Origin of the sequence: Actinomadura sp. KC06 (assembly GCF_004348735.1) — a bacterium.
GTDB lineage: Bacteria > Actinomycetota > Actinomycetes > Streptosporangiales > Streptosporangiaceae > Spirillospora.
On record NZ_SMKT01000325.1, the window covers coordinates 1 to 3,712 of the forward strand.

Here is a 3,712-nt window from a genome sequence, read left to right on the forward strand (position 1 = left end):
GGGGACCGGCGGGCGACGGCGGGGAACATGATCGCGCAGCGGGACATCGAGAAGGTGTTCCGGGCGGACGAGTTCTCGGCGATCGCCATCGCGGGGACGGCGGGCATCGGGATCGAGATGGTGCGGCTGTTCCAGGTGGAGCTGGAGCATTACGAGAAGCGTGAGGGACGGACGCTCTCGGTGGAGGGCAAGGCGAACCGGCTGGCGACGATGGTGCGGCAGAACCTGGGCATGGCGATGCAGGGGCTGGCCGTGGTGCCGCTGTTCGCGGGGTATGACGAGGAGCGGGACGAGGGCCGGATCTTCTCCTACGACCCGGCGGGCGGACGGTACGAGGAGCGGGAGTTCTACTCGGTCGGGTCGGGTTCGGTGTTCGCGCGGGGCGCGTTGAAGAAGCTGTACCGTGCGGATCTGTCGGCGGAGGACGCCGGGCTGGTGTGCGTGCAGGCGCTGTACGACGCGGCCGATGACGATTCGGCGACGGGCGGTCCCGATCTGACGCGCCGGATCTTCCCTGTGGTGGCGTCGGTGACGTCGGACGGGTATCGCCGGCTGGGCGAGGACGAGGTGGGCGCGCTGGCGCGGGCCGTCGTCGATGGTCGTTACGAGTCGCCGGGCGGGCCGACCGCCCCGCTGCGTTAGAAGGGATCCTGACCGGTGTCCATGCCGTTCTATGTGTCGCCCGAACAGCAGATGAAGGACAAGGCGGACTATGCGCGTAAGGGGATCGCGCGTGGCCGCAGTGTCGTCGTCCTGCAGTACGACGACGGCATCCTGTTCGTGGCGGACAATCCGTCGCGGGCGCTGCACAAGATCAGTGAGATCTATGACCGGATCGCGTTCGCGGCGGTGGGGAAGTACAACGAGTTCGAGAATCTGCGGCTGGGCGGTGTCCGGTACGCCGACATCAACGGGTACCAGTACGACCGCCGGGACGTGACGGCGCGGGGTCTGGCGAACGTGTACGCGCAGTCGCTGGGGACGATCTTCACGGAGACGAACAAGCCGTACGAGGTGGAGATCGTGGTCGCGGAGGTGGGTGATGCCGCGGAGACGGATCAGATCTACCGGTTGACGTTCGACGGTTCGGTGGCGGACGAGCACGGTTATGTGGCGATGGGCGGTCAGGCGGAGTCGGTGGCTCAGTCGCTGAAGGACGGGTACCGGGAGGGCTCGTCGCTGGCGGCGGCGTTGCGGACGGCGGTGCGGGCGCTGGAGGCGCAGGATTCGGAGCGGCGTCTGGAGGCGACGTCGCTGGAGGTCGCGGTGCTGGACCGCAATCGTGAGCACCGGTTGTTCAAGCGGTTGACGGCGGCGCGGATCGGTGACCTGCTGTCGGCGGACGAGGCCGCGCCGGGTGCGGGGGACGCCGGAGGCACCGGCGCGGACGCGGACGACGACCTTCTGGATCTCCCCGACCTCCCGGAGACCCCGAAGAGCGCCGAGAGCCCGAAGGACGCCGAGGGCTCGGCCGAGGGTTCGAAGGACGCCGGGGAGGACGAGAACTGACTGCGGTGCCGGGCTTTCCGCCGTGCGGTGGAGGGTCTGGCCCGGGGACGGCCCGTCGTCGCGGGGTGGTGGTTGCCGCCCGTGCGGCGGCGGGCTTGTCACGTGTGCGGTGGTTGTGGTGTTCGGTGGAAACGGTCGGTTGGAGAGACTGCCAAGTCGGGTCCGTGCCGCATAGGGTCAGGGTGTGGACAGGCGCATCTTCGGGCTTGAGAACGAGTACGGCGTCACTTGCACCTTCCGGGGGCAGCGGCGGTTGTCACCGGATGAGGTGGCGCGCTATCTGTTCCGGAGGGTGGTGTCGTGGGGGCGCAGCAGCAACGTGTTCCTGCGTAACGGGGCGCGGCTGTACCTGGACGTCGGGAGTCACCCGGAGTATGCGACGCCGGAGTGCGACAGCGTCGTGGATCTGGTGACGCATGACAAGGCCGGTGAGCGGATCCTGGAGGGGTTGCTCGTGGACGCTGAGCGGCGTCTGCGGGAGGAGGGCATCGCCGGGGACATCTACCTGTTCAAGAACAACACCGACTCTGCGGGCAACTCGTACGGCTGCCATGAGAACTATCTGGTGGGGCGGCACGGCGAGTTCGGGCGGCTGGCGGACGTGCTGATCCCGTATCTGGTGACGCGGCAGATCATCTGCGGTGCGGGGAAGGTGCTGCAGACGCCGCGCGGTGCGGTGTACTGCGTGTCGCAGCGGGCGGAGCACATCTGGGAGGGCGTGTCGTCGGCGACGACGCGGTCGCGTCCGATCATCAACACGCGGGACGAGCCGCACGCGGATGCGGAGCGGTTCCGCCGGCTGCATGTGATCGTCGGTGACTCGAACATGAGCGAGACGACGATGCTGCTGAAGGTCGGCGCGACGGATCTCGTCCTGCGGATGATCGAGGCCGGGGTGGTGATGCGGGATCTGACGCTGGAGAACCCGATCCGGGCGATCCGCGAGGTCAGCCATGACATGACGGGGCGGCGGAAGGTGCGGCTGGCGAACGGCCGTGAGGCGAGTTCGCTGGAGATCCAGAAGGAGTATTTCGGGAAGGCGCGGGATTTCGTCGACTCGCGCGGTGGGGACGCGACGTCGAAGCGTGTGCTGGAGTTGTGGGAGCGGACGCTGCGGGCGGTGGAGACGGGCGACCTGGATCTGGTGTCGCGTGAGATCGACTGGGTGACGAAGTACAAGCTGATCGAGCGGTACCGGCGGAAGTACGATCTGCCGTTGTCGTCGCCGCGTGTGGCGCAGCTGGACCTGACTTACCACGATGTACATCGTGACCGGGGGCTGTACTACCTGCTGGAGAAGCGGGGTTCGGTCGATCGGGTGTCGCGGGATCTGGACATCTTCGAGGCGAAGTCGGTGCCGCCGCAGACGACGCGGGCGCGGCTGCGGGGCGAGTTCATCCGGAAGGCGCAGGAGAAGCGGCGTGATTTCACGGTCGACTGGGTGCATCTGAAGTTGAACGATCAGGCGCAGCGGACGGTGTTGTGCAAGGACCCGTTCCGGTCGGTTGACGAGCGGGTCGACAAGCTGATCGCCGGTATGTGACGGCTTTCCAGGGACTTGCGCACTGGGGGCTACTGGCCGGTCACCAGGGCGGTAGGGTGAGCGCGCAGTAGCGTGGGCATCCCTCGAAGGATCTTTGTATGCGTCGTCGTGTTCGGCTGGTGTCGGTGGTCGTGGCGCTCGCGGTGCCGTTGGGGTTGTCGGCGGCGTGTTCGGGCGGCGACGACGTGGACGTGACGGTGCGCGGTGATTTCGGGAAGCTGCCCGATGTGGAGTTCCCGAAGGGCGCGCCTGCGGATTCTCTTGCGGTGAAGACGCTGACGAAGGGGAAGGGGTCGGCGGCGCGCAAGGGTGATCTCGTGGTGGCGGATTATGTGGGCTACCGGTGGAATGCGGGCGGGCGGAAGCTGCTGGCGGACAGTTACGCGAAGGGTCAGCCGGGGGCGTTCCCGACGGGTCAGCTGGTGCCGGGGTTGACGAAGGCGCTGGTGGGGGCGCGTCCGGGGGCGCGTGTGGTGGCGCGGATCCCGCCGGAGGACGGTTTCGGCGCGAAGGGCGATCCGAAGCATCGGGTGGGTTCGGACGACACGCTGGTGTACGTGCTGGACGTCCGCGCCGTGTATTCGGGTTCGGCGGGCCCGCGCGGGGTGAGGCAGGCTCCGCTGGCCGATCCGAGGCTGCCGAGGGTGAAGGAGGGGGCGG

Annotated in this window: 4 protein-coding genes; all 4 read left to right on the forward strand. The window is 67.9% G+C overall.

Translation table 11 applies throughout. The annotated features are described in order from the left end of the window. Positions 1 to 642, forward strand: a 642-nt coding sequence (gene prcB, locus E1287_RS42390; protein WP_131971662.1) for a proteasome subunit beta, incomplete at its 5' end; no start/stop codon positions are given. Between the two features lie 21 nt (positions 643 to 663). Continuing rightward, positions 664 to 1,509, forward strand: a complete 846-nt coding sequence (prcA, locus tag E1287_RS42395; RefSeq protein ID WP_347814011.1) for a proteasome subunit alpha — start codon at positions 664 to 666, stop codon at positions 1,507 to 1,509. 184 nt (positions 1,510 to 1,693) lie between these two features. Beyond that, entirely contained in the window at positions 1,694 to 3,052 is a 1,359-nt protein-coding gene (pafA, locus tag E1287_RS42400; protein WP_131971666.1) for a Pup--protein ligase, read from the forward strand. A gap of 98 nt (positions 3,053 to 3,150) precedes the next feature. Beyond that, positions 3,151 to 3,712: FKBP-type peptidyl-prolyl cis-trans isomerase (locus E1287_RS42405; RefSeq protein ID WP_131971668.1), on the forward strand; the 562-nt coding region annotated here is incomplete at its 3' end.